This window comes from Streptomyces sp. sk2.1 (genome assembly GCF_008120935.1).
Classification (GTDB): Bacteria; Actinomycetota; Actinomycetes; order Streptomycetales; family Streptomycetaceae; genus Streptomyces.
In genome coordinates, this window is sequence record NZ_RDBO01000035.1 from 31,583 (window position 1) to 55,581 (window position 23,999).

Sequence of the window (23,999 nt, forward strand, 5' to 3'; positions counted from 1 at the left end):
TCGCCAGGGCCCTGCCCGCCGCGTCCCGTGCCCCCCAGGGCCCGGCAGGCGGTGCTGGCGGCCGGCGGCGGCCGGGACGCGGCGGGCAGGGCCCTGGCGAAGGTCCTCGGGGAGGTCGCGGCCTGTGCGAGCGTCCCCGAGGGGGCGGCCTTCTCCGCGAAGCTGAACCGGGCCGCGTACACCGTCGGGGGACTGGTCGCGGGCGGCCACCTCTCGGCGGACGCCGCGGAGCAGGCCCTGCGGGACGCAGCCGAACAGGCCCGCCCGGGCCAGGAGCGACGCTACGACGCCATCATCCGCAGCGGCCTGAACGCGGGCCGGCTGCGCCCATTGTCCCCGGGAGGCCGCGCGTGATCTCCCGGGACGACAACGCACTCTTCGACCCGCAGGCCGTCGCCGCGCAGATCCTCGCGCAGGTCCCCACGCCCCTGCCCGCGCAGGGCGGCGACCCCGGCCCGGGCCAGTCGCCGGAGGGCGAGGCCACCGCGGCGGGCCTGCTGCCCGACACCCTCACCGACCGCGGCAACGCCAAACTGTTCGTCAAGCTGTACGCCAACGACTACCGGCACGTCCCGGGACTCGGCTGGTACCGCTGGGACAGCACCCGGTGGCAGATCGACGAGGACGACACGGTGATCTGGGCCGCCGGGGACCTGGCCGAGAGCATCGCCTCGGCGGACCCGCGCGGTGTGTTCACCGGCGCGGCGCTCCAGCGGCACCGCAGCCGCGCGCTGAGCACCAGCGGCATGAACGCGATGCTCACCCAGGCCAAGGCCGCCCCCGGCATGGTGCTCAACGCGGCACGGCTGGACGCAGACCCGTACGCGCTGTGCACGCCCTCGGGGATCGTCGACCTGCACACGGGGCTCATCAGGAAGCCCGACCCGAACAAGGACTTCCACTCCCGCTCCACCAGCGCGGCACCGCAGCCCGTGGCCACTCCGCGCTGGCACCGGTTCCTCACCGACACGTTCGGCGCGGACGCCGACGGCGAGGAGATGGTCGACTTCCTGCACCTGCTGCTCGGCTACTCCATCACCGGGGACGTGGGCGGGCAGGTCATGCCCTTTCTGTTCGGCTCCGGCAAGAACGGCAAGTCGGTACTGCTGGACGTCCTGATGAAGCTGCTCGGCGACTACGCGGACGCCGCCCCGCCCGGCTTCCTGATGTCCCGTCCCTACGAGGGGCACCCCACCGACCTGGCCGAACTGCACGGCCGCAGGGTCATCGTGTGCAGCGAGGTCAAGCCCGGCGACAAGTTCGACGAGGCCCGGGTCAAGCTCCTCACCGGCGGCGACCGCATCAAGGCCCGCCGCATGCGGCAGGACTTCTTCAGCTTCGAGCCGACCCACAAGCTGTGGCTGCTGGGCAACCACCGCCCGGAAGTCGGTACCGGCGGCTTCGCGTTCTGGCGCCGCATGCGGCTCATCCCGTTCGAACGCGTGGTCTCAGACGACCGCAAGATCGACAACCTGGCGGACATCCTGGTCACCGAGGAGGGCCCGGGAATCCTCAACTGGCTCATCGAGGGCGCCCGTCGCTACCTGGCGGGGGAGAAGGTCCTCACCGGCCCCGAACGGGTCCGCATCGCCACGACCGCCTACGCCGAGACCGAGGACCACACCGGCCGCTTCATCAGTGAATCCTGCCGGGTCGACCCCGAACTGAGGGCGGAACAAGCAGCGCTCTACGCGGCGTACAAGTCCTGGTGTCACAATGAGGGTGCCCCGGCCGTTTCGTCGCGAGCCTTCGCGGCCAGGGTTCGCGAGACGGTTGGACTGGCATCGCCGAAGGAAATGATCCTGTCGAACCAGCGGAAGTACTACCCGGGCATTGGACTGCTCGCTGATCAGGAGACAGCATGAGCGCCCTCATCGCAGAGGACGAGATCAATCATGAAGTCGACCTCGTCTGGCTGGAGGACATCGCCGACCTCGACTACGTACGACAGAGCCTCGACCGGCTGCCGACCCGCAGGGGCAAGCCCGCCTACCACCGGGACGGTCGCATGGTCGGGTACACCCTGCTGGGACCCAAGGCGAAGGCGTCGCGCTCGTCCGGTACGTTCCGTCGCCGGGTCTTCTGGCTGCTTCCGCACGACCGCGACAGCGAACCGGAGGGCCTGTACGCCACCGGAGCCCCCGCGGAGGCGGTGGACCCGCGCACGCTGGAGCCGGGCCGCAAGGGCCGCAAGACCGCCCGCTCCGAGGGCGGCCCGCCGTCCCGGGCGATGCAGGAAATGGGCATAACCCTCCCGCTGTAGCCGGCGCGCCCCCGCACGCCGGCCACAGGCGTTCCACGGACCGTCGGGTGAGGAAGCCTCAGCCGGCGTTCAGGGCGCGGTCGAGGAGGGGCAGCAGCCGGTCCCAGTGCCGTTGCAGCGCGGCGGCGTCGAAGGCGTCGGTGTCGGACATGGTGAAGCCGTGGACGGTGCCGGGGTAGACCTCGCAGGTGTACTCGACGCCTGTGGCGTCCAGGGCCTGTTCGAGCTCACGGGCGGCCTCGGGGGTCATGTCGTTCTCCGAGAGCCCGAGGTGGACCCGGGCGGTGAGCCCGGCCAGGCCCCGGTGCGGGCTGTCGGGCGCGTCGGTGACCAGGAAGCCCGGGTGGAACCCGGCGACGGCGGCCACCCGGTCGGGGTGGGCCGCCGCGGTCCGCAGGGCCAGGGCGGCGCCCATGCAGTAGCCGATCGCGGCGACCGGCCCCGGACCGACCTCGGGCCGGGTGGTGAGGAACCGGACGTAGGCGTCGGCGTCGCGCAGGACGCGTTCGGTGGTGTGCTCCTCGATGAGGGGCACCAGCCGTTCGATGATCTTGGGCCGGATCTCTTTCCCGAGGCGATCGGGGAGCTCGGTCACCGGTGCCGGGCCGTGCCGGTGGTAGACGTTGGGGAGGAGCACGTAGTAGCCGTGCCCGGCCAGTTCTCGGGCCTTCTCCTCCAACTCGGGCCGTACGCCGAAGGCGTCCTGGTACAACAGCACCCCCGGATGCCGCTCGCCGTCGTCGGGAAAGGCGGCGAAGGCGTCGGCAGGGCCGTCCGGGGTGGGAATCTGCAGGGTCGTGGTGGGAATGACGGGTCTTCCTTCCTGGAGTTCGTCCGATCGACGTCGGTCGCACCGATGCCGTCGGTGGAAATGGAACGTATCCGGATCCGACCGGACGCGACCAGGACGGGCGGTTGCCCGCCCGTCCGGCCACTGTCCGCCGGACCGGCGGCCGGGTGGCCGGGAGCCCGCCGCCGTGCGCCGGGGGAGCCGGTCAGGGCTGTTCGGTGCCGGGGGATGCGGTGGTGTCCCGGAGGAACTGTTCGAGCGCGGCCCGCAGGACGTCGGGTCGTTCCAGATGGAGGTCGTGGCCCGTCCCGGGGACGCTCATGGCCACCGTCTCCGGCCGCTGCCGGAGCATCCTGTCGCACTCCTCCGGGGCGACGATGCCGGACTGGCCGAGGACGGCCAGCGTCGGGCAGGTGATGCCGGCCCATTCGTCCCAGTAGGAATGCCGGGCGTTCTCGGCCAGGGAGTCGACCATCACGTCGCGGTCGAAGCGCGGCCACCACGCGCCGTCGCGTTCCTCCAGCCCGGCGGCCCAGCCCTCGCCGACCGGGCCGCCGCCGAGGAACGTCGCGGCGGCCTCCCGCGACGGGAACGGGACCGGCCACGAGTCGAGCCAGCCGCCGATCCCGGCGGGAACGTCCGGATCCGCCTCGCCGGGCTTGGCCTCGACGAGCACGAGCCCGCGGACGAGGCCGGGATGCGCGGCGGCGGTGAGCATGGCGGTGTGGCCGCCGAGCGACTGACCGACCAGGACGGGCCGCCGCAGGTCCAGTCGGTCGAGGACCGCGACGACGTCGGCGACGTATGCGGCGCGCGAGCGGTCATGGGGCCGCCGCTCGCTGCCGCCGTGGCCGCGCTGGTCGACCGCGACGACCCGGTGCCGGGAACGCACCCGCCGGGCGATCGCGTCCCATTCGCCCGAGTGTCCGGCCAGCCCGTGCAGCAGGACGACGGGTGTTCCCGCCCCGCCCCAGTCGCGACAGGAGATGCGTACGCCGTCGCGCACGACGGTGCGCTCGGACCAGGTCATGTGGCTCCTTCGGGGATGTGTCGTCGGACGCGGCGGGTCGGCGCGGTCAGCGATAGGCGGCGAGGAAGGCCCGGACGCCGGCGGTGGCGTAGTGGTCCAGCTCGGCCTCGGTGTGCTGGGGGCTGCCGTGGAACATGGCCTTGTTCACGGGAATCCACAGCAGCAGGCCGGAGAAGTGGTTGGCGGCCAGGAGCGGTTCGTCGATCCGGAGCAGTCCGCGGTCGGCGAGGTGCTGGAGGCTGGTGGCCAGGGTGGCCAGGACTCGTTCGAAGCCCTGCTCGTACCAGTCGGCGCCCAGTTCGGGGAAGGTGTCCGCGTTGGCGATGACCAGGCGCCGCAGCTGGAGGACCTGGGGCTGGGTGAGCGTGGTCAGGAACCGGTGGGCCAGACGGGTCAGGTTCTCCTCCAGCGTGTCGGCGTCGGCCGGGATGTCGGCCACCGTGTCGATCATGCCGTCGATGCGGTCGGTGGTGGCCAGGACGATCTCGGCGAACAGTTTCTCCTTGTCGGAGAAGTGCTTGTAGACGGTCTGCTTGGACACCGCGGCCAGCTTCGCGATGTCGTCCATGCTGGTGCCGGAGTAGCCCTTGTTCATGAACGCGCTGGTCGCGGCCTCCATGATCGCCCGGCGTTTGAGTGCCGATCGGCCCTGCTCGCTCGTTTCCATGCCGCCTCCCGATCTTCAGTACTGGACAGTCCAGTTCTCGTGTGAGTACTGTACCGTCCAGTTCCCCAGCAGTACTGAACCGTCCAGTTCCAATATTGGCTCTTGCCGTCGAGGAAGACACCACATGACCCAGACCATCGGTGCCCCGATCACCGTGTCCGCCCCGGCCCGGCCGACGACGCGGGCCCTGCTGGTCGGCGCCGCCGCGGCGGGCCCGCTGTTCCTGGGCGCGGGGCTGATGCAGGGCCTCACCCGCGAAGGCTTCGACTTCACCCGCAACGCCCTCAGCCAACTGAGCCTCGGAGACCTCGGCTGGATCCAGGTCACCGTTTTCCTGCTCACGGGCGTCCTGGTCATCGCCGGAGCGGTCGGGATGCGCCGGGCGCTCCGCGACGAGCCCGGCGGTACCTGGGCGCCGCGGCTGATCGGTGCGTTCGGCGTCTCGTTCCTGCTCGCCGGGGCCTTCGCGGCCGACCCGGGTGCCGGATTCCCCGCCGGTACCCCCGAGACCCGCGTCGCCTCCCTGAGCGCGCACGGTGCCGTCCACATGTTCGGCGGCATGGTGGGTTACCTGGCGCTCTGCGCCGCGTTCCTCGTACTGGCCCGCCACTTCGCCGCCCGGAACCGACGCGGTTGGGCCATCGCCTCCCGCGTTGTGCCCGCCGTGGTGCTCGTCGGCTTCGCCGGTTCGTCCACCACCGTTCTGGCGTTCACCGCCGGAGCCGGGCTCGGCCTGCTCTGGCTCACCGCGGTCACCATCCGGCTGTCGGCCGCGACGCCCCCGGCACGGCGATGACCACCCTCTTCCCGCGCGCTGCACTTCCGGCAGGGCGACGGACAAACCAAAAACACCGAGTACGAACGGATGGATTCGGCATGACCGAAGCAGTGAAGGGCCCCGCCAGCTACTTCCCCTCGATCGAGAAGAAGTACGGCCGCCCGATCGCCGAGTGGAAGAACCTGATCCGTTCCTCGCCACTGGCCAAGCACATGGAGCTCGTCTCCTGGCTCAAGACCGAGCACGGTCTGGGGCACGGCCACGCCAACGCGCTCGTCGCGCACACCCTCGCGGAGGACAGCGGAAAGTGAACCGCGCCCGGCCCGCCGGATCAGGGGCGGGCCGGAGGTCTCCCGCGCGATCATGCGCGGGAGACCTCGGCGCTTTCCGCGTTCTTCCGCCGTTCCCGTGGTCGGGGCCGGTCGTGCGGTCGGGGCAGCTTCTGCGGACGGGGCCCGCGAGCGGGGACTCCTCCACACCACCGACCGTGCGGCATGCCGTCGGGTAGAGGCGGATCACCCCGGGGGCGGCAGGGCGCCCCGACCGCCCGGCGGGTCCATCTCGCGCCACTCCGGTCGCAGCCCCGCCAGATTCGTGGTGAGGAAGTACGCGATCCCGCAGACGAGCAGCACCGGCGTGAGCCCGGCCGCGGTCACCGCCGCCCCGGCGAGCAGCCCGCCGAGGGGGATCCCGGCCCAGGACAGCGAGTCGCCGAGCGCGTTGACCCGGCCCCGCATCCGGCGCGGCACCCGTTCGAAGAGGACGGCCCCCAGCACCGGGTTGATGAAGCCGGCGCCGAACCCGCTGACGGCGAAGACGGCCAGTACCGCCCCCAGCGGGGCGTCGAGGGCGAGGACCAGGAATCTCGGCGCCCCGGCCAGCAGGAACCCGACGAGAACGATCATCCTGCGCCGCAGCCGGTGCGCGGCCATCGCGGCGATGAGGCTCCCGGCGACCGCCGCGGCTCCCATCGCACTGCCCAGCAGGCCGATCGCGGCCGGCCCGTTGCCGGACTCCTTGGCCCAGACGGGGACGAGGACCGTGGAGATCGCCGCGTCCAGCAGGTTGGTGATCCCCACCATGACGATGAGGGTGAGCAGCAACGGTTCGCCCCGCAGGAAGGTGAAGCCCTCGCCGAAGCGGCGCCAGTAGCCCGGTTCCTTCCCGTCGGTCCCCGACGGGTCCTCCGCGGTTCCGTGCCCCATGCCGCGGGGCAGGGCCAGCGCGATGACCACCGAGCCGAGGGCGAAGCAGCCCGCGTTGATGACGAGCCCCGCCATGGGACCGAGCAGTGCCACCAGGGAGCCGCCGGCCGCCGGGCCGACGGTGGAGGCGAGCCGCTCGATCACGCCGGACAGGCCGGTGGCCCGCTCCAGCGGCACCCCGCTGTGCTCCGCGGCTTCCGGAACCATGACCTCCTTGGCCAGATCGCCCGGTCCACGGGCCGCGCCGATCACCGCGACCAGTACCAGCAGGAGCGGGAAGGACAGGAGGTGCAGGGCGTGGAGCAGGGGAACGACGGCCGCGGCGACCGCGCTCGCCAGGTCGGTGGTCCAGGAGACGGCCCGCGGGCCGATCCGGTCCACGAGCGGTCCGGTGAGCGCCTTGACCAGCACGTAGGGCGTCATCTCGCAGAAGGCGACCAGCCCGGTCATGGTGGCGCTGCCGGTCGTGACGAGCACGAACCAGGGCAGCGCCACCACGGAGATCCGGGTGCCGGTCAGCGACACGGCCATGGCCGTCAGCACCCCGCCCAGCGGCCTCAAGGACCGCCTGCCGGATATCCCGTCGACGCCCGGGGCGTCCGTCGTCATGGCGTCTTCGCCCCGGGCGCCGTCCCGGGAGCGGAAGGCTCCTCCGGCGGGGCGGACGTGTCCAGCTCGGGCAGGATGTGCGTGATGACGCCGACGCGCTCGGCCCCCTCGGGGGCGCTCGCCGCCGCCTCCGGCGTGTCCCACCGGTAACGGGCGAGCACGTCCCACAACTCCTGGCGCAGAGTGATGGTTTCCTCGGGTGTGAGCCGCAGGGCCCAGTCGCTCATGTCGAAGGTGCCCCGCCACGGCCGGGGCATCGTCTGCAGCTCGTTCAGCGCCTGCTGGGCGCGAAGGGTGTAGGTGGCGGAGACGGACTGCAGATATGCCAGCGTGGCCTCGGGCTCCTGTTCGGTCAGATCCCGGTCGCTGAGCTCCGTCGTCCGGTGCACCGAACGCCACCAGCGCTCACGCGCGTTGCCGCGTTCCGTGTCCTCCTCGACGAAACCGGCCTCGCCGAGCCGGCGCAGGTGGTAACTGGCCGTCCCGGAGTTCACGCCCAGCCGTTCCGCGAGGCGGGTGGCCGTGGACGGGCCGTACTTCCGCAGGTGTCCGACCAGCTGCACGCGTACCGGGTGCGCCAGGGCGCGCAGCCCCTTGGCGTCCAGAACGACCGAGTTCTCTTCGAAGGCCGGGGCGTCCGGCCCCTTCGCCGCGTCTGTCATGCGGCACACCCTAGACCGCGAAGAGTTCTTCGCAAAGAGTTCTTCGCGAAGAACTCTTTGCGGTTCTCCGTGGCCCTGTTCCGGCCGGGTGGCTTCCGGTGCGCGAGCCGGCTCGGATACTCGTCATGGGCATGGCAGGATCGTGGCCATGCCACTCAGCGTGCCCCGCCTCCGGATCGGCTCGACCGAGATCATCGCCCTCGCCGACGGCGAGGGCCCGTTCTTCTCCCCGCGTGCCGACGCCTTCCCCGGGGCGACGGCCGCCCAGTGGGCCGAGGCCGACCGCCACGACCCCGGAGCGGTCGACGCCGAGGGGCGCTGGTGGCTCCCGTTCCGCGCGTACGCGATCCGAGGCGACAAGGGCATCACCGTCGTGGACGCCGGGATCGGCCCGGCGGACGGACCGGCCGCCGCGTGGGCGCCCGTGCCCGGCGTGCTCCCCGAGTCGCTCGCCGCCGCGGGCATCGACCCGGCCGAAGTCGACACCGTGGTGCTCACGCATCTGCACACCGATCACGTCGGGTGGGCGGTCGTGACCGAGGCGGCCGTTCCGTCGGCGGGTGGCGGCCCGGCGGACGGCGGCGGCCCGGCCGACGGCCGTCGCCCTTATTTCCCGAACGCCGAATACCTGCTCCAGCAGGCCGAGTTCGACGCCCTCGACGCGATCAACCCGCAGCTCCGCGAGACCCTCGTCGACCCGCTCACGGCCGCCGGACGGCTCCGGCTCCTCGACGGGGACACGCCGCTGCGCACCGGGCGCGCGGTCGCCACGCCCGGTCATACGCCCGGACACCAGAGCGTGCTGGTCGCCGACGGGCGCGAGCGGGTGCTCGTCACCGGCGACCTCCTGGTGCACGCGCTCCAGTTGCTCCATCCCGGGCTCGCCTACGCGCACGAGGCCGACCCCGAGGCGGCCGGGCGCTCCAGGCGGCGCATGCTCGACCACGGAACCGACACCGTCCTGCACCTGGCGACGTCGCACTTGACGGAGCCGTTCCTCCTGGTGTGAGCGCGGCGGCGGCGCGAGCGAACCAGGTGAACCGGACAGGCCCCAATCCTCGGCCTCCGCGGCCCTGACCTGTACATCCCCGTACGACATCGCCGCCGGTCGACGCACACGGCGGACACCGATTTGCCGCTCCGGCGAACGGGCTCTCCATGTCCGGGCTCCATGTCCGAGTGGTGGAGGACGGCGCTCGATCCGCGACCGGCAGTGCGCCCACAACCGGACCGTCCTCGGCGACGTACTGCCGCTCGACGACCTCCGTGCCCGCACCGGCCCGGCACCCCCCTGGGGTCCTCAGGTCCCGTTCGGGGCGGCGTCGAGCCGGCCGACGACCCGCCGGAGCTGCCGGGCGTTCCGGGGCGACATGGCCTGCATCACGGTGTCGAGGAGGGCCCGGGCCTCGAAGGGGTCGCCGCAGCAGTACCAGTGCGGGTTGCCCTGCTCGTGGTCGTCCCACAGGTGGCGTTCGGGGCGGTGGACGTAGTCCTTCCACCGGCGCACGGCCGCGCCGACGTCTCCCGGCCGCAGGTAGTTGCGGGAGTGTTCGAGGCGGAAGATCTCGGACAGCGCCCGTGAGGACAGACCGTCGATGGCGGGCGCGGGCCCTGTTCCCGCCGTCCGGCGACGAGGAGTCCCCGCCCGGATGCGGCTCGGGCGGTTACGCGGCATGGACCTTTCGGTTCGTCTGCATGCGGTACATCGTGCCACGGCCCCTAAAGCGATGGTGTCGTACGGGAGTCCGGTGGCGCTGTGCCTGCTGTCGAGTGGTGTCACTCCTGTCGGCAGAGTGGCGCCATCGTGGCGCCTCTGTGGTGTCGTGGTGAGTCATTCCGTCGTTGATGTGGCGCTGCGGCACGGTAATTCGAGGAAGAAATCCCAGGTCAGAGTCTTGTGTGCCAAAAAAGAGGCGGTGTGGCTCGCCATGGTGCCATCGATGTGCCATCATGGCGTCATGGACCTCACGCCCTACGTCGACAATCTTCGGCAGGAACTGGCCGTCGCCGCGGAAGCGGGCGGCGACGACGCCCGCGCCCTTGCCGAGCGGCTCACCGCCCCCCTGGAGTCGGCCGCCCGACTGACCCTCCTCAACGCACTGTCCGCCGCCATGGGCGAGGTCACCCGGGAGCTGGCGCCGGGCTCGGTCGACGTACGGCTGCGCGGACTCGACCCGGAGTTCGTGGTGACGGCGCCGCCGGCACCCGAGCCGTTCCGGGAGGTACGGGAACCAGTCGAGCTCCCCGCCGCGCCCGTGCCGCCCCCGCCGCCCGCGGACGCCGACGACGGCGCCATGGCGCGGATCAACTTCCGTCTCCCCGCCCACCTCAAGGCCCGTGCCGAGGCCGCCGCGGCGGCGGAGGGGCTGTCGGTCAACGCCTGGCTGGTACGGGCCGTCTCCGTCGCCCTGGACGGAGGAGGACGCACGAGCACGCCGGGTCGCGGCAAGGAGTCGGGCGGCCGGGGCTTCACCGGCTGGGTCCGCTGAGGTCCCGTCCTCGAACCGCCGTCCACCGGACGACGGGTGACAGCGGTTCGAGGACGCACCCCTGTGCCACCGGCGGACCGTCGATCCGCCGACGTCATTCATCACCCGCCCCACCGGCGGGATCACCCACGCGAGCCAAGAGGACGGAACAGCCATGCCTTCTTTCGAGACCCCCGAACCGATCTCCGCCACCCTCGAACTGGAAGCCGGTACCGCCCGTATCACCGCGGGCAAGCGCACCGACACGGTCGTGGAGGTGCTGCCGCGCGACGGATCCGACAACAACGACGTACGCGCCGTGCAGCAGACCCAGGTCACCTGCTCGGGCGGCCGGCTCACGATCAGGACCCCCAAGAAGCGGACCCCGTTCGGCAAGCCCGGATCCATCGAGGTCAGCATCGAACTGCCCGCGGGGTCGGACGTCCGGGGCAAGTCGAGCATGGGCAGCTTCCTCTGCGAGGGAGGCCTCGGGGAGGTCGTGCTCAAGACCTCGCTCGGCGACATCCAGGTCGACGAGGCGGTCGACGCCGACCTCAGGACCGACCACGGCGACATCCGCCTGGCCCGTTCGACCGGGGACGCCGAAGTCGTCGGCGGGGGCCGGATCGAGATCGGTACGGTCGCCGGCACGGCGATCGTCAAGAACAGCAACGGCACCACCGAGATCGGCGAGGTCACCGGCAACCTGAAGACCAACGCGGCCAACGGCGACATCTCCATCGGCGTGGCGCACGGCACCGTCGGCGCCAAGTCCGCCAACGGCCGGATCGAGATCGGCGCCGTCCACGCCGGGGTCGAGGCGATGTGCTCCAACGGCGGCATCCGCGTCGGTGACATCATCCGCGGCCGGGCCGACCTGCGCACCTCCGTCGGCAACCTCGAAGTGGGCATCCACCAGGGCACCGCCGCCTGGCTCGACCTGAACACCAAGTACGGCATGGTGCGCAACCTGCTCGACTCCTCCACGGGCCCCGCGGACTCCGACGAGACCGCCGAGGTGTACGCCCGGACCGCGACCGGCGACATCATCGTCCGCCGCGCCTGATCCCGCGCACCCGTCAACCCGTCGATCTGCCAACTCTCCACCTCCGAAGGGAAAGCGGCATGACCACCATCCAGGCATCCGCGCCGACCGCCGCGAACGCGACGGCACGGGCGATCACCGCCACCGGACTGCGCAAGTCCTACGGCGACAAGCTCGTGCTCGACGGCATCGACCTGAATATCGCCGAGGGCACCGTCTTCGCCCTGCTCGGCCCCAACGGCGCCGGCAAGACCACCACGGTGGAGATCCTCTCCACACTCATCGGTGCCGACGCCGGCGAAGCCCGGGTCGCGGGTCACCACCTGACCCGGGACGCCGACGCGGTGCGCTCCGTGATCGGCGTCACCGGCCAGTTCTCGGCCGTCGACAACCTGCTGACCGCCGAGGAGAACCTGCTCCTCATGGCGGACCTGCACCACCTCGACCGGCGCGAGGGCAAGCGACGGGCCCAGGACCTGCTGCGCCGCTTCGACCTGTCGGAGGTGGCCGGCAAGACCGCCGTCACCTTCTCCGGTGGCATGCGGCGCAAGCTGGACCTGGCGATGACCCTGGTCGGCGATCCGCGGGTCATCTTCCTCGACGAGCCCACCACCGGACTCGACCCGCGCAGCCGGCGCACCATGTGGGAGATCATCCGCGGCCTCGTCGCCGACGACGGCGTGACCATCTTCCTGACCACCCAGTACCTCGAAGAGGCCGACCAACTCGCCGACCGGATAGCCGTGTTGGACCACGGCAGGCTGATCGCCGAGGGCACCGCCGACGAGCTGAAGCAGCGCATCCCCGGCGGTCACGTCCGGGTGCGGTTCGCCGACGCCCGGAGCCTGGACGACGCCGCGGGAATCTTCGGCATCGCCACGCGCGACGAGGAGTCCCTCACCCTCCAGATCCCCAGCGACGGCTCCATCCCCAACCTGCGGGCCGTCCTCGACACCCTGGAATCCACCGACGTCCGGGCCGAGTCGCTCACCGTCCACACCCCCGACCTCGACGACGTCTTCCTGACCCTCACCGGTCAGCCCCGCCCCGCCGCCACCGCCGCATCGACCGAGGAGAACGTCTGATGGCCACCATGTCCTACGCCGCCCGGGACTCCAGGACGATGCTGCGGCGCAACCTCAAGAAGGCCCTGCGCTACCCGTCCTTGACGCTCACCGTCGTCATCATGCCCATCATGATGCTGCTGCTGTTCAACTACGTCTTCGGCAGGGCCCTGGGCACCGGCATCAGCGACCTGCCCACCGGCAGCGGCGAGTACATCGACTACATCGCCCCCGGCATCATCCTGATGGCCGCCACCTCCGGCGCCCTGACCACCGCGATCAGCATCTGCATCGACAAGACCGAGGGCATCGTCAACCGCTTCCGCACGATGCCGATCTCCCGGGCCTCGTTCCTGACCGGGCACGTCGTCGCCGGGGTGATCCAGACGATGACCAGCGTCGCGCTCGTCATCGGCGCCGCCCTCCTGATGGGCTTCCGCCCCGACGCCACCGTCGTCGAATGGGCCGCCGCCATCGGCCTGCTCACCCTGCTCACCCTTGCCCTCACCTGGATCTCCGCGGGCATCGGCCTGATCGCCAGGAACGCCGAGACCGCCAGCAACATCCCGATGCCGCTGACGTTCATGCCGTTCATCGGCAGCGCCATCGTGCCGCCGGAGTCCATGCCCACCGGCCTGCGCTGGTTCGCCGAGTACCAGCCCTTCACCCCGGTCATCGAGACCCTGCGCGGGCTGTGGCTCGGCACCGGGATCGGCTCCAGCGCGACCATCGGCCTCGCCTGGTGCGTGGGGCTCTCCCTGGTCGGCTACCTGTGGGCGCGCCGCACCTTCAGGACCGGCACCAAGCGGTAACCACCGCTTCCCCGGGGCCACTTCAGCGCCCCGCACCACCCGTACCCGTTCCCCGTACCTCGCCCGCAGCACTCCGCGCACCGCCCGACGAACACAGGAGGACCCCATGCCGTACGACCCGACGGCCCCCGACACCGGTACCACGACCGGTGACGCCTCCCCCACCCGACGCTCGCCCCTCGACGCCCGGAGCCCGAAGCTCGAAGCGAAACCGGCACCGGCACCGGCACCGGCACGCCCAGTCCGACCTCGTCCGCCCCGACGCTACGGAGCAGGCCGGACACGACTCATCCGCGCAGCACCGGCCCTCTCGTTCGAGGCGGAGCGGGGCGTGGCGCCGGAGAAGCAGTGACCGTTCGGGCAGTAGTGCCAGAACTCCCTGAAGCCCTCCCCGCCCTCCATCTCCTTCTTCCAGCCGCGGGCGTCGGACCAGTGGCCGTCGACCGGGCAGTACCACTGTTCCGGGCCCAGCCCGCCGGGCATCGCCGCAGCCGGTCCAGCGGACCGGGCCACCTTCGGGGCGCGTCGTACTTCGTACGCGATCCACGTTCGGCCCTCGTGCCCGACGGCGATCTCCCCGAGGTCCTTCCAACCCTCCAGCCATCGGCCACCGCCATGGGACCGGCCCAGGCAGGAGCACGCGCAGTCGTCCCCGGTGGCGTTTCTGCAGGAATCGGTGCAGACCGTCTTCGGGTTGTACTCGACCACGACTCCGACCGTGCCGTACTTGTCGGCCATCGCGCGGACAAGATCCGTGAAGTTGGCCTTGGCCACCCGCCAGCAACGCGCCTCCGCGTCCCAGTCGGGCCGGATCTGCTTGCCGGGCACCGCCGACTTGAGCCACTTGCGGTTCTCGCGGAACGTCTTGGCGGGGAGGCCGACTTCGAGGCGGGGTTCGTCAATCGCCCGAACGATTCGGATGGTCTTCGGCATGCGGCACCTCCACGTGGCGTCCGGCCGGTGCCCCTGCGAACTGCGCCCGGTCGGGTCGAGCGGTCGCTCCGCCCGACATCATCCTCAACTCCCCGTGCGTTTCGCGCCGAAGGAATGGCCCGAGGGCCGGGAAGCGTTCCTCGCGGGCCGCAGGAAACCGGTGGAGCGGGGCGCCGAGCGGGTGGAACGCGTACGGGGCGTGGACGACCCGCCCACCGGGAACCGGCGCCACCTGCTCACCGGGGCCGGGCCGACCGATCGGTGCCGGTGGCCAGGTGGGTCTCGATGCGGGCGATCGTGCGGGCGTTGTCCTCGAACAGGTGCGCCTGCATGCCCGCCGTCCGGGCGGCCTCGACGTTCACCTCGACGTCGTCGATGAACAGGCAGCTCTCCGGCCGCACGTCCAGGGCGGCGCACACGGCGTCGAAGGCGCGCGGGTCCGGTTTGGGGGTTGAGGAACATCGGAACGAAAACCGGCGCTAAGCCCTCCGTGCTCTCCGGAGCCCGTTGACCTGCGGTTCCGTGGTGGTTGAACCTTCGGCAGTCGTGTTGATCAACTGCCTGGAGGTCCGGGGTGCCGGTCGAGTTTCTGACGGCTCGGCCGACTGCGGGCCGCCCGCCCGGCGGCCCTCCGCTTTGCCGGGCCCCGCCCGCACCCCGGGCGGCAGCGGCGCGAGGTCCTGGGACACCCTTCCGTCCCGGCTGTGATTCACGTCACTGCCGGCGGCTCGGTGCAGCACTCGGCCCCGTTCCGCCGTCATGGGGGCAGTGATCGGGACGGGACGAGGAGAGGAGGTCGGCGGGTGAGGTTTCGCAGGAGCGGTCCGGGCATCGGATTCACGGAGTTCGTCGCACATCGGTCGGGAGCGTTGTTCCGCACCGCGTATGCGCTGACCGGTGACGTGCACGTGGCCGAGGATCTGGTGCAGGAGGCGCTGGAGCGGGCGTGCCGACAGTGGCGGAAGGTCGCGGTGGCGGACTCTCCGGAGGCGTACGTGCGCAAAGTGCTGGTCAACCTGGCCAACGACCGCTGGCGGCGGCTGTCGCGCCGGGCCGAGCGCCCCGGGCTGTCGGGGGTGCCCGAGACGGCCGACCCCCGGGACCGGTTCGGGCAGGTGGATCTGCGCGCGGAACTGATCGAGGCACTGCTCGGGCTGCCGATGGGCATGCGCAGCGTGGTGGTCCTGTACTACCTGCACGATCTGGACGCCCGGCAGGTCGCCGACGTCCTGGACATCTCTTCGAGTGCGGTGAGGTCCCAGCTCGCCCGCGGCCTGGCCAAGCTGCGCGATTCCGTATCGGGCGCCCAGGCGCCGCACACGCCGTCGGCCGCTTTCGGAGGTACGAAGTGAGGAACACGTCGTCCGGACCGGCCCCGTTCGAGCCGGGCCTCGAAGCCGAGCTGCGTGCCGCGGTGGCCTCCTTCGTCGACGGGCCGACGGCGCCGGTCGTCGACGCGGCCGCGATCGAGCGAGCCGTCAGCCGCAGCCGCACCCGCCGGGCGCTCCTCGGCACCGCTGCGGCGTGCTGCGTGCTGGCGTGCGCCACGGTGGGGTTCTTCGCGCTGAAGCCCGTGCCGCCCGCGCCCGGCGCCTCCCCGTCCCTGTCCCCACCGGCGAACGGGGCGTGCACCCCGCTCGCCACCGGCACCCCCAAGAGCGGAAGCGCCGATGCGACTCCGGCACAGGAGCAGGAGCAGACCGCGGGAGCGGGCATCGCGCTGCCGGACCTGGCCGGCATGCCGGTCGAACAGGCCGGAAGCCTGCTGCGCGGACTCGGACTGAGCTGCACGATCATGCGGCACACGGACTGGAACGCTCCCGCCGGGCAGGTGATCAGCAGTCAGCCCCGGGGCGGCGCAGAACCGGTGGCACCGGGCTCGTCCGTCCTCCTGCTGGTCTCGACGGGCAAACCCGGCGGAACCTGAGCGACCGGGCCCTTCGGCCCGCGCACCGGCCGAGTGACCCAGGGGCCGGTGCCGGGCAGTCCGTCGACCGCGGCGCACCGGCTGGACGCCCGCCCCTCCGGGCCGCTGCTGGACTTTTCCTGGACGCGCGGGCCTGGACGACCGGGGAGGGCCTGGTGGTCGAGGAACTCCTGCAGCACCGCATCGACACGGCGACGCACGTCCCGCAGGTCCAGGGGGTCAGGGGGCAACCGCACGACGTTCACGCTCCTCCGGCCAGCCCGTGGCCCGTCACCGGGTAGCCGGTGTCGGCGTGAAGGGCGGTGCACCGCGGGGCCTGGCCGTGAACCAGTTCACCAGCCCCGCCACCAGGACGAACAGCCCTGCCGGGGAGCGCGCTGGAGCGCGCACCGCTCCGCGCGCGGGTCAGCGGCGGGCGTCCCCGGGCGCGAGCAGAGCGGTGACGTCCGCGATGGCGGCCGCCGAGGGTTTGAAGTACCGGCGGACGTTCTCGACCTTCTTGTGCCGGGACTTGGCCATCAGCATCAGCTCGGAGGCGCCCTGCTCGCCGAGGTGGGTCAAGCCGGAGTGGCGGTACTCGTGCAGGTCCCAGCCGGTGCCCGGCCCGGCGTGCGCGGTGTGCTGGTCGAGCAGCGCGCGGGCCTGGCCGTAGGAGAGGCGGGCTAGGCCGGTGTCTGGGCAGACGTCCCGGGCTGAGAGCATCTTGCCGGGTCCGGGGCGGCGGTGGGTGACGAACACCGGCCCGCGGGTGCGGCCCTTGAGCAGGCGCGGCAGCAGCCGGGCGGTACCGGCGTCCCAGAACACCGTCTCCAGCACGTAGTCGGCGCGAACCGTGCCGCGCCGGCGCACCTTGGGCTTGGCACCCTTGGACTTCACCGGGGCCCGTCGGCCGGCCAGGTCGAGGTCCTCGATGTTGACGTCCAGGATTTCCTCGGAGCGGGCGCAGGTCTCGTAGAGCATCCGCCACAGGGTCTTCTCCCGGAGGTGGACGTCGCGGCGGGCGATCAGCCGGTCGATCGCCATCTTCGAGCGCACCGGGGTGTCGGAGTCCGGCGGCGGAAGCCGCTTCGCCCAGGCCGGGACTGCCGGCCCGTCGTAGCCGCGCTCGGCGCACCAGCCGGTCCAGGAGAGGACCGCGCCGCGGCGGGCGTTCCAGGTGTTCACCGCCGAGCTGCCCCAGAGGAGTTCCAGCGCCCCGCCGATCTCGTCGTCCGCGACGGCGGCCAGCGGGCGGCCCTCGCCGAGGTGCTCGGCGGTCTTCCCGAGGGCGATGCCGTAGTTCCGGACGGTGTTCGGGTTGGTGAGCGAGTCGAGGAAGGCGTCGGCCGCCGTCCGGACGGTCAGCGCCTTCCCGGTCGGCAGCAGCAGGACGGGCACCGGATTCCCCTTGCCACAGATAACAGGGCCGCTTCGCGCAGCAGCCCGGCGACGTCGCCGCAGATCGCGATCGGCGATACCGCAGATAATAGGGCATTATCTGTGGAACGACTTCACGGACCGGCCGGTGCCGACGGACCGTCAGCTGCCGACCAGCGGCGATCCGGGCTTAGCGCCGGTTTTCGTTCCGATGTTCCTCGACCCCCGGTTTCTCGACGCCGATCTCGTGCGAGTAGACGATCCGCTCGACCAGCTCGTCGAAGCGGTACCGCGACGTCTCCCGCTCCCGGGCGCCGACGAAGCTGTTGCTCAGGATGCCCAGCCGGCACCTGCCGCGCAGCCCCCGCGCATGGGCGATGAGCTCCTCGTTGGGCGTTCCCAGGTACTCCGTCCACAGGTCCGCCATGAAGGCTTCGAGGTCATGGGCGTCGAGCCCCAGGCGCGCGGTCAGCTGTTCGTGGACCTCCCGTTCACCGATGCTTCCGACGCTCCCGGCCCGCCACACGTCGCGCATCCGCTCGTGCACCGTGCCGGGCGACAACTCCAGCCGTTCTTCCCACCGTTGCACCCATCCCGTTTCCGGAGTGAGTTCCAGTACGCCACCGATGTCGAAAACGACGCAGGTCCCCGCCACGCGTGCTCCCCCTCCTCGTCCCGCCCCGTCGACGAGCGTCCGCCGCTCGCCCGGGTGATTCCCGAAGCCACTCTCGCCCTTCCCCCGGGGGCAAGGTCAACGCACGGACCGCGCCGGGGACGGCACGATCGTCGACCGGCATACTGGGCGCCGTCCAGAATGCGGCCGGAAGCAGGTCAAGCAGCGTGAGATCCGACATGTTCCGCATCGGTGCAAGCCTTGCGGCCGCCGCCGTGACGGCGTTCGCCCCGTCCGCCTGCGAGGCGGAGAAACCCGCCGCCACGCCGAAGGCCGTAACTCATTCCCAATTGGTCGGCCGATGGGACGGGGAGCGGAAATGCGGGTCGCCGACGCTCCGGCTGCGTGACGACTACACCTTCTCCAGCGAGGACTTCCCGGTCGCGTGGGACGGTCCGGGGCCGGACTCGAAGGTGACACGGCGTTCGTCCGAAGGGAAATGGCACGGGGTCAACAAGGACCCCGGACTGCCGCCCTATCTGGTGCTCAGGTTCAAGAACCACAACGACATCCAGATCCTGCAATTCTTCCTGAAACGCGGAAAGCTGCTGATGGACGGAACCGTCAACGCGGACGGGGGCGATCCGTATCTGTACGAATGCGACTACAGACGGACCTCCACCGACCCCGAGGCCCGGGGCACTTCCCGGTGAGGACCTGGCGGACAGCCTTCGGTTCGGCGCCGTGGACACTGTCGCGTACGTCGTGAGGGGGAGCGCTTCACCGGCGGGCTCAGCCGCACGGCGGAAGAGGTCACGACCGGTGACCGACGTGTGCGGAGCGGATGCCGAGCAGGATCGGTCGTGGCAGGGCCGAGGTTCTCCCACCCCGGCTCTTCGGTGCCAAGACCCCGAATGGAGTTCCGCCATGTACGGATTCAAGCTGTCCAACCGCGCCGTCACGTTCCTCGCGGCGACCGCCCTGGTGGCGACCACCGCGGGGGTCGCCTCCGCGTCGACGGCACCCGCGCCCGAGCCCGACAGGACCGCGCGGGCCTCCGCCCCTTCCGGGGCCCTCACCTCCAGCCTCAAGGGCCGGGGCCGCATGGACTATCCCGACGCCGGTCACGACATCCGGGTCACCGTCGACGCCCACGCCACCTTCAGGGGCGTGGGCTGGGCCGAGCCCGACAAGTCCTGGGGCACCTTCCGCATCTACCACCGGATGCCGGCCGCCGAGAGCGGGCCCGCGCCGGTCAATTGGGGCGACTTCGAGGTCGACTGCCTGACCAGCGGCGGCCCCACCGCCACCGTGACCGGTCGCCTCGTGCGCACCGGGGGCAACGTCGGTGGCTGGGACGACTACCTGAAGCGGCACATCCGCATGGGGATCAGCTTCTACGTGGGAGAAGGCAAGGGCAGCGGTCCCAGCCGCATCGGGCTCTCCGGAGGCACCGAGGAGGGCGAGCCGCTGCTGAGCAAGTGCATGGCACCGGCCGCCGACTCCAAGGTGATCAAGGGTGGCTACCACCTCACGGACAAGGTTCCGGCCAGGTGAGGACCGTCCGCGGAAGCGGCCGGGACCACGACGCCGGTCCACCGGACAGTGCCCGCTAGGGGCGGGCCAGGAACTCCGCGATCCGGGAGAACCCGTCCGCGCCGTGGCCGAGCGCCACGGCGCGGCGGGCCAGGCCCTCGGCGGCGCGCATCACGCCCGCGTCGATGCCGTGGGCCTCGGAGGCGTGCACGACATGGGCCATCGTCGACACCGCGGAGGTCAGCGGATTGCCCTCGCCCGAGAAGGTGCCGTCCTCGATGTCGTCGGCCGTCCCCTGGAAGATCGCCGGCAGGATCGCGCCGATCCCCTGCGCGAACGGGGCCAGTTCACGCGGCGAGACGCCCTCCGCCCCCGCCAGGGCCAGCGCGTGCATGTAGCCGGTCATCGACGTCCAGAAGACGTCGAGCAGCGCGATGTCGTAGGCCGCGGCGCGGCCGATGTCCTCGCCGAGGTGGGTGTGGTCGCCGCCCAGGGCACCGAGCACCTCCCGGTGCTCGCGGTGGAGCTCCTCGCGGCCGCTGAACAGCAGGACCGCCTCCGGCGTGCCGATCGTCGGCGTCGGCGTCATGATGGCGCCGTCGAGGTAGTGGATGCCGTGCTCGTCGGCCCACCGCCCGGTGTCCCTGGCCCGCTCCGGGGTGTCGGCGGTCAGGTTCACCAGGGTGCGCCCCTTGAGCACGGCCGTGACGGCGTCCTGGCGCAGCACCGCGTCCGTGGCGTCGTAGTTCACCAGGCACACCACGGTCAGCGGACTCGCCGCGACCGCCTCCGCGGCGCTCGCGGCTCCGAGCGCCCCCCGCTCGACCAGTTCGCGGTCCCGGCCCGGGGTGCGGTTCCACACGGTGGTGCGCACCCCGGCGGCCACGAACGCGCCCGCCAGCGCACGGCCCATCGGGCCGAGCCCGATCACCGTGACGGCGGCCGAGGAACGCACCGGCGTGGACCGAGGGGAAGAAGACATGACAGAACTCCCTTGTACATAGGGTGGAAGGGCAAGGACGTAACAGCCCGGGGAAGGGGCGGAGGATGGCACGCAGCAAGGTCGACGGCCCCGGTGTCTGCGGGGTGACCGCGGCCGTCGCCGTCATCGACGGCAAGTGGAAGACGTTGCTGCTGTGGCTGCTGGAGACCGCCCCGCACCGGCCCGGCGAGCTGCGCCGCAGGATCCCGGAGATCAGCGAGAAGGTACTGACCCAGACCCTGCGCGAAATGGAGTCGGACGGACTCGTCCACCGCGAGGTGTACGACGTGGTGCCGCCGAAGACCGTCTACTCGCTGACCGAGTTCGGTCTCGACCTCTCACGGGCGCTGGCTCCGCTGTCCGACTGGGGCCACCGCCGTCTGGACCGGCTCGCCGCCGAGCGCGCCGCGTCCTGATCCCGGATTTCCTCCTTCCCGCTCCCGTTCCCGGTCACCACCAGGCTCTCCCGGCGTGGCCGGGGCGACAAGTACCCACAAAAAAGTGGGTACTCGGGCGGGCGACGCACCCGTCCGCGCGCCCGTTCGCGTGTCCACCCGGCGGCTTCCGGCGGCCGGGGTCGGCATCTGGCGGCATGGATGATCTGACCTTTTAGCTCGATCAGGGGTGCCGGGCCGAGTTCGCCGAGGGGGCGGGCCGACAGCCTGGATGATCTCGGCCGAAGTCTCTTCCGCCCGGGAATCGCATTCGGCCCCGGGCGTCTCCCGCCGACCCTGGAGAATCCATGCGACACCCTGCCTCCCGCCTGCGCGCGCGAGCTCTGGCCGTCGGGCTCGTGCTGGCCGCGGCCGCGCTCGTGCCCTCCGGTTCCGCCGGTGCGGCCGACCAGTACGAGTGGGCCGCGCTGGGCGACTCGTACACCGCCGGCGGCTTCGTCGGGGACCCGCTGCCCCCGCTGGGCGATCCGTCGCGGGACGGCTGCGACCGCACCAGCGACGCCTACCCCGGCGTCGTCGAGCGGGAGCTCGCCGAGTTCCCGCCGGGCAAGCCCGTCCACCTGACCAACGTCAGCTGCGGCAACGCGACCATCGCCGACATCGCCACGACCGAGCAGACCCCGATCAGCCCGGTCCAGCCCCCCGCCGAGGGCTGGCCCGCGGTGGACCCGCAGATCCAGCGGGCCGGGCTCAGCAACCAAACCGACATCGTCACCATCGGCGTCGGCGGCAACAGCCTGCCCTTCGGCGGCATGCTCCTCGAATGCCTGAAACTGGGCGCGACCGGCAAGTCCTGCCGCGAGTACTACACCAATCCCCCCGAGGGCGAGGAGAACATCCAGGACAAGCTCGCCCGGGTCCAGGACGAGTACATCGAGATGCTGGCCAACGTGCACCAGTCCGCGCCCGACGCCAAGGTGATCACGATCGGCTACCCGGCCGTCCTGCCGGAGCAGGGCAGCGCCTGCAACCGCGCGCTCTACACCGAGCTCGGACCGATCACCCACGCCGACATCGACTGGCTCCGTGAGAACGTCCTCAAGCAGCTGAACAGCACGATCCAGCGGGTCTCGAACTTCTTCGGCGACCGCTACGTCGACGTCTACAGCTCCAGCGTGGGCCACGACGCCTGCCGGCCCGCGGACACCAAGTGGGTCGAGGGGCTCTGCGGCGACGCCGCGGACTACTGGCCCACCAGGCTCCCCGGCACGCTGCTGAACTGCGGTCTCCTCCGCAAGCACGTCACCCTGGTCCACCCCAACGCCGCGGGCCACGCCAACACCGCCGCCCACGTGGAGCGGGCCATCCGCATCGCCCTCCTCGAACGCTGACCACCCGAACCGACCCCGGGCGGCCGGGGGCACGGCGCCCGAAGCTCAGCCCCCGGCCTGCTCGCCGTAGCGGTGGGACCACGGCAGGGCCTCCTCCAGCGAGGCCGACACACCGAGCAGCAGATCCTCCCGCCCCCAGCCGGCCGTCAGCGAGACCCCGAGCGGCAGGCCCTGCGAACTCCAGCCCAGCGGAAGGCTGATGGCCGGGAAACCGGTGGCGTTCGCCAGGACGGTGTTGCCGGTGAACGCGGTCATCGCGGCCAGTTCCGCCGCCGGGTCCGCGTCGTCGCGGAGCTGACCGACGAGCGTCGGCGGGGCCGTCACGGTCGGGGTGACCACCACGTCCGCGTCGGCGTGGGCGAGCGCCCAGGCGCGGGCGCGGGCCTGGACGGCACCGATCGAGGCGGCCAGCTCGCCCGAGGTGAACTCCCTGGAACGGGACAGGAGATGGCGGACGATCGGCCGCAGGGACGACTCGTCGAGTGCCATGGCCCTCGACCCGACCAGCGCCGTGAACATCACCCGGAACCCCTCGGTCAGCTCGGGGTCCGGCGCCTGGTCCCGGGCGAACACCTCGTGCCCGAGCCCGGCCAGCGTGCGGGCGGCGAGCTCCGCGGCCCCGGCGACCTCGGGATCCACGGGAGCGCCCGAGACCGAGCCCCGGGCGAGCGCGATCCGGAGCCGCGGCACGGGTGCGTCGCACGCGCGCTCGTAGCCGTCGGCACTGCCGGCCCGGGGCGGATGCACGGTACCGGCGCCGGTGCGGGCGGTCAGGACGTCGAGGAACGCCGCGGTGTCGCGCACGGTACGGGCGATCGGCCCCCGCACCGAGAGACCCATCCCGTCGTTGCCCGCCGGGCCCGCGGTGACGAGTCCGCGGCTGGGCTTGAGCCCGACCACGCCGCAGGCGCTCGCGGGCGAACGCACCGAACCGGCGGTGTCACTGCCCTGTGCGATCGGTACCAGCCGGGCCCCGACCGCGGCCGCCGCCCCGCCGCTGCTGCCCGCCGCGCTGCGGCGGAGGTCGAACGGGCTGCGCGCCGGGGCGGACACCTCGGGCTCGGTGTAGCAGGCGGCCCCGAACTCGGGAACGGTCGTCTTGCCGAGGCTGATCAGCCCGGCCCCGGCCATGACCTCGACGATCTCGTCGTCGTGCTCCGGAACCCAGTCGCGGAACGACGCGGACCCCAGCGTGGTGCGTACGCCCGCGGTGGCCTCCAGGTCCTTGACCGCGGTGGGCACGCCGAACAGGCGCGGCAGCCCGGCGCGGTCCGCCGACCGCAGGACCCGTTCGGCCTCGGCCGCCGCGGTGCGGGCCCGGTCGGCCGACACGGTGGTGAACGCCCCCACCCGGTCACCGTCCCCGATCCGGGCCAGCAGGTGATCCACGACTTCGGTGGGACTCGTGTCGCCGCGTGCGTAGGCGGCGGCCAACTCCAGGGCCGTGAGGTCGTGCAACTCCGTCATGCACAC

The 23,999-nt window shown here is 71.8% G+C and carries 25 protein-coding genes and 3 pseudogenes; 16 read left to right on the forward strand and 12 right to left on the reverse strand.

Annotated features, from left to right (window positions below):
- From EAO76_RS13740 to EAO76_RS13750, 3 genes and pseudogenes are all read left to right on the forward strand, one after another.
- A pseudogene (locus EAO76_RS13740) lies at positions 1-354 on the forward strand (DNA primase); the annotation flags it as partial.
- A complete protein-coding gene (locus EAO76_RS13745) occupies positions 351-1,865 on the forward strand; it encodes a phage/plasmid primase, P4 family (protein WP_148836222.1) in 1,515 nt (504 codons plus the stop codon). The pseudogene EAO76_RS13740 and the gene EAO76_RS13745, both read left to right, overlap by 4 nt.
- Positions 1,862-2,263, forward strand: coding sequence for a DUF6009 family protein (locus EAO76_RS13750; RefSeq protein WP_148836223.1), 402 nt, complete (start codon positions 1,862-1,864; stop codon positions 2,261-2,263). Before EAO76_RS13745 ends, EAO76_RS13750 begins: the two co-directional genes overlap by 4 nt.
- Before the next feature lie 58 nt (positions 2,264-2,321).
- Here the strand turns inward: EAO76_RS13750 and EAO76_RS13755 are convergent, their stop codons facing one another.
- The 3 genes from EAO76_RS13755 to EAO76_RS13765 all read right to left on the reverse strand — a co-directional run bounded on the left by EAO76_RS13755 (position 2,322) and on the right by EAO76_RS13765 (position 4,750).
- Entirely contained in the window at positions 2,322-3,071 is a 750-nt protein-coding gene (locus tag EAO76_RS13755) for a dienelactone hydrolase family protein (RefSeq protein WP_148836224.1), read from the reverse strand.
- Between the two features lie 187 nt (positions 3,072-3,258).
- Complete coding sequence (locus EAO76_RS13760) at positions 3,259-4,083, reverse strand: alpha/beta fold hydrolase (RefSeq protein WP_148836225.1); 825 nt, start codon at positions 4,081-4,083, stop codon at positions 3,259-3,261.
- 46 nt (positions 4,084-4,129) lie between these two features.
- The gene (locus EAO76_RS13765) at positions 4,130-4,750 is read right to left on the reverse strand and encodes a TetR/AcrR family transcriptional regulator (protein ID WP_148836226.1); all 621 of its coding nucleotides are present in this window, start codon (positions 4,748-4,750) and stop codon (positions 4,130-4,132) included.
- Positions 4,751-4,874: 124 nt separating this feature from the next.
- Between EAO76_RS13765 and EAO76_RS13770 the strand changes: the two genes are divergently transcribed.
- Both EAO76_RS13770 and EAO76_RS13775 read left to right on the forward strand, forming a co-directional pair.
- Positions 4,875-5,546, forward strand: coding sequence for a DUF998 domain-containing protein (locus EAO76_RS13770; RefSeq protein WP_148836227.1), 672 nt, complete (start codon positions 4,875-4,877; stop codon positions 5,544-5,546).
- Between the two features lie 80 nt (positions 5,547-5,626).
- Entirely contained in the window at positions 5,627-5,839 is a 213-nt protein-coding gene (locus EAO76_RS13775; RefSeq protein ID WP_148836228.1) for a DUF4287 domain-containing protein, read from the forward strand.
- A 204-nt stretch (positions 5,840-6,043) separates the two neighbouring features.
- On the opposite strand, the gene EAO76_RS13780 is transcribed toward EAO76_RS13775, so the two are convergent.
- Both EAO76_RS13780 and EAO76_RS13785 read right to left on the reverse strand, forming a co-directional pair.
- Complete coding sequence (locus EAO76_RS13780) at positions 6,044-7,342, reverse strand: MFS transporter (RefSeq protein ID WP_148836229.1); 1,299 nt, start codon at positions 7,340-7,342, stop codon at positions 6,044-6,046.
- Positions 7,339-8,004: a transcriptional regulator gene (locus EAO76_RS13785; protein WP_148836230.1), complete on the reverse strand. Its 666-nt coding sequence runs from the start codon at positions 8,002-8,004 to the stop codon at positions 7,339-7,341. The genes EAO76_RS13780 and EAO76_RS13785 overlap by 4 nt, the downstream gene beginning before the upstream one ends.
- Positions 8,005-8,152: 148 nt before the next feature.
- Here EAO76_RS13785 and EAO76_RS13790 point away from each other — a divergent pair, with 148 nt between their 5' ends.
- A complete protein-coding gene (locus tag EAO76_RS13790; RefSeq protein WP_148836231.1) occupies positions 8,153-9,013 on the forward strand; it encodes an MBL fold metallo-hydrolase in 861 nt (286 codons plus the stop codon).
- Between the two features lie 291 nt (positions 9,014-9,304).
- Here EAO76_RS13790 and EAO76_RS13795 read toward each other — a convergent pair whose 3' ends face one another.
- Positions 9,305-9,679, reverse strand: a complete 375-nt coding sequence (locus tag EAO76_RS13795) for a hypothetical protein (protein WP_262375448.1) — start codon at positions 9,677-9,679, stop codon at positions 9,305-9,307.
- Positions 9,680-9,962: 283 nt separating this feature from the next.
- Between EAO76_RS13795 and EAO76_RS13800 the strand changes: the two genes are divergently transcribed.
- The 4 genes from EAO76_RS13800 (at position 9,963) to EAO76_RS13815 (ending at position 13,393) form a co-directional block, all read left to right on the forward strand.
- Positions 9,963-10,493, forward strand: a complete 531-nt coding sequence (locus EAO76_RS13800) for a toxin-antitoxin system HicB family antitoxin (protein ID WP_148836232.1) — start codon at positions 9,963-9,965, stop codon at positions 10,491-10,493.
- Positions 10,494-10,647: 154 nt separating this feature from the next.
- Positions 10,648-11,538 (forward strand): DUF4097 family beta strand repeat-containing protein, encoded by an 891-nt coding sequence (locus EAO76_RS13805; RefSeq protein WP_148836233.1) that lies wholly within the window; start codon positions 10,648-10,650, stop codon positions 11,536-11,538.
- Between the two features lie 59 nt (positions 11,539-11,597).
- Positions 11,598-12,602, forward strand: coding sequence for an ATP-binding cassette domain-containing protein (locus EAO76_RS13810; protein ID WP_148836234.1), 1,005 nt, complete (start codon positions 11,598-11,600; stop codon positions 12,600-12,602).
- Positions 12,602-13,393 (forward strand): ABC transporter permease, encoded by a 792-nt coding sequence (locus EAO76_RS13815; RefSeq protein ID WP_148836235.1) that lies wholly within the window; start codon positions 12,602-12,604, stop codon positions 13,391-13,393. Before EAO76_RS13810 ends, EAO76_RS13815 begins: the two co-directional genes overlap by 1 nt.
- 264 nt (positions 13,394-13,657) lie before the next feature.
- Here the strand turns inward: EAO76_RS13815 and EAO76_RS13820 are convergent, their stop codons facing one another.
- Both EAO76_RS13820 and EAO76_RS13825 read right to left on the reverse strand, forming a co-directional pair.
- Positions 13,658-14,326, reverse strand: a complete 669-nt coding sequence (locus tag EAO76_RS13820) for a hypothetical protein (protein WP_148836236.1) — start codon at positions 14,324-14,326, stop codon at positions 13,658-13,660.
- A gap of 236 nt (positions 14,327-14,562) precedes the next feature.
- A pseudogene (locus tag EAO76_RS13825) lies at positions 14,563-14,772 on the reverse strand (HAD-IA family hydrolase); the annotation flags it as partial.
- Positions 14,773-15,156: 384 nt separating this feature from the next.
- Here EAO76_RS13825 and EAO76_RS13835 point away from each other — a divergent pair.
- Positions 15,157-15,678: a SigE family RNA polymerase sigma factor gene (locus EAO76_RS13835; RefSeq protein WP_148836261.1), complete on the forward strand. Its 522-nt coding sequence runs from the start codon at positions 15,157-15,159 to the stop codon at positions 15,676-15,678.
- On the forward strand, positions 15,675-16,253 hold the full coding sequence (locus tag EAO76_RS13840; protein WP_148836238.1) for a PASTA domain-containing protein: 579 nt from the start codon (positions 15,675-15,677) through the stop codon (positions 16,251-16,253). Before EAO76_RS13835 ends, EAO76_RS13840 begins: the two co-directional genes overlap by 4 nt.
- Positions 16,254-16,658: 405 nt before the next feature.
- Here the strand turns inward: EAO76_RS13840 and EAO76_RS13845 are convergent, their stop codons facing one another.
- Together EAO76_RS13845 and EAO76_RS13850 are read right to left on the reverse strand one after the other, a co-directional pair.
- Positions 16,659-17,630 carry a site-specific integrase gene (locus EAO76_RS13845; RefSeq protein WP_148836239.1) on the reverse strand — a complete coding sequence of 324 codons (972 nt, stop codon included), beginning with the start codon at positions 17,628-17,630 and terminating at the stop codon, positions 16,659-16,661.
- Between the two features lie 205 nt (positions 17,631-17,835).
- Positions 17,836-18,264, reverse strand: a pseudogene (locus EAO76_RS13850) (HAD family phosphatase); the annotation flags it as partial.
- Positions 18,265-18,449: 185 nt separating this feature from the next.
- Here EAO76_RS13850 and EAO76_RS13855 point away from each other — a divergent pair.
- Both EAO76_RS13855 and EAO76_RS13860 read left to right on the forward strand, forming a co-directional pair.
- Positions 18,450-18,935, forward strand: coding sequence for a hypothetical protein (locus EAO76_RS13855; RefSeq protein WP_148836240.1), 486 nt, complete (start codon positions 18,450-18,452; stop codon positions 18,933-18,935).
- A gap of 214 nt (positions 18,936-19,149) precedes the next feature.
- Positions 19,150-19,779: a hypothetical protein gene (locus tag EAO76_RS13860; protein ID WP_148836241.1), complete on the forward strand. Its 630-nt coding sequence runs from the start codon at positions 19,150-19,152 to the stop codon at positions 19,777-19,779.
- Positions 19,780-19,834: 55 nt separating this feature from the next.
- Here EAO76_RS13860 and EAO76_RS13865 read toward each other — a convergent pair whose 3' ends face one another.
- The gene (locus EAO76_RS13865; protein ID WP_148836242.1) at positions 19,835-20,740 is read right to left on the reverse strand and encodes an NAD(P)-dependent oxidoreductase; all 906 of its coding nucleotides are present in this window, start codon (positions 20,738-20,740) and stop codon (positions 19,835-19,837) included.
- 65 nt (positions 20,741-20,805) lie between these two features.
- Between EAO76_RS13865 and EAO76_RS13870 the strand changes: the two genes are divergently transcribed.
- Positions 20,806-21,156 (forward strand): helix-turn-helix domain-containing protein, encoded by a 351-nt coding sequence (locus EAO76_RS13870; protein WP_148836243.1) that lies wholly within the window; start codon positions 20,806-20,808, stop codon positions 21,154-21,156.
- Positions 21,157-21,482: 326 nt separating this feature from the next.
- Positions 21,483-22,526, forward strand: coding sequence for an SGNH/GDSL hydrolase family protein (locus EAO76_RS13875; protein WP_148836244.1), 1,044 nt, complete (start codon positions 21,483-21,485; stop codon positions 22,524-22,526).
- Between the two features lie 45 nt (positions 22,527-22,571).
- On the opposite strand, the gene EAO76_RS13880 is transcribed toward EAO76_RS13875, so the two are convergent.
- A complete protein-coding gene (locus EAO76_RS13880; RefSeq protein WP_148836245.1) occupies positions 22,572-23,993 on the reverse strand; it encodes an amidase in 1,422 nt (473 codons plus the stop codon).
- Positions 23,994-23,999 lie beyond the last annotated feature (6 nt).